Annotated in this window: 1 protein-coding gene; it reads left to right on the top strand. The window is 63.2% G+C overall.

What is annotated here, in order from left to right:
* Positions 1–93: 93 nt before the first annotated feature.
* Complete coding sequence (locus B2W70_RS10675; protein ID WP_286745587.1) at positions 94–441, top strand: cell division protein ZapA; 348 nt, start codon at positions 94–96, stop codon at positions 439–441.
* The last annotated feature ends 347 nt before the right edge of the window (positions 442–788 follow it).

Raw genomic sequence — 788 nt, 5'->3', positions numbered from 1 at the left:
GCGCATCGATGCGCTGCTCGACAAGCTGCCGCTGCCGGTCGCCGAAACCGAACACCCCGATGGCGATCAAACCGCCACCGACACCCGACCAGAATGAAGCAAATCGAAGTCTCGATCATGGGACAGAGTTACCGCCTGGGCTGCCCGGACGGCGGAGAAGAGCGCCTGCGCGAAGCGGTCTCGCAGGTGGACCGCGAGATGTGCGCCATCCGAGACAGCGGCAAGCTCAAAGCGCGCGAACGCATCGCCGTGCTGGCTGCGCTGAACCTGGCCTACATCCTGGTCGAGCGCCCAGCTGCCCCCGCTCCCATGGTGACAAGCCGAGAGGCCGAGGCCACGAACGAGCCATCGCCACTGGGCCCCCTGCCCTCGCCCGAGTACGTGGATCAGCTCGTCGCACGCATCGACCAGGTGCTCGGTCAGGACGGCCACCTGATCTGATCTGCGCCCCGCTGATCGTGACAACAGCACCGATTCAAGCGTGCAAAACAGCGGCAAGTGCTTGACCTGATCGGTGCGAGTCCACGTAGAATGGGCTCGTCCGTCGGGTTCGTGGTTGTTTTTATTTCCTTGAACCGATGCTCTTGGAGCCAGGGCTTGGAACATTGCGCATGGGTGCGATCATCTCGCGTCAGATGAACCCGAAGTGCTGCTGACCTCGCCCACCTGAATCCCCCTGGGTTCAGGAATGCGGCAACCAGTTCTCGGCGGACCTCGTCTCCATCGGCCAGACACCGCAAGGGTCTGGCCGATTTCTTTGGGCGATCGTTGGAAGGGCAGGCTGCCCG

Source organism: Aquabacterium sp. UBA2148 (assembly GCF_002328915.1).
GTDB lineage: Bacteria > Pseudomonadota > Gammaproteobacteria > Burkholderiales > Burkholderiaceae_C > Aquabacterium > Aquabacterium parvum.
Note: the sequence above shows the minus strand (reverse complement) of the source record. Positions and strands in the feature narration are given on the sequence as shown.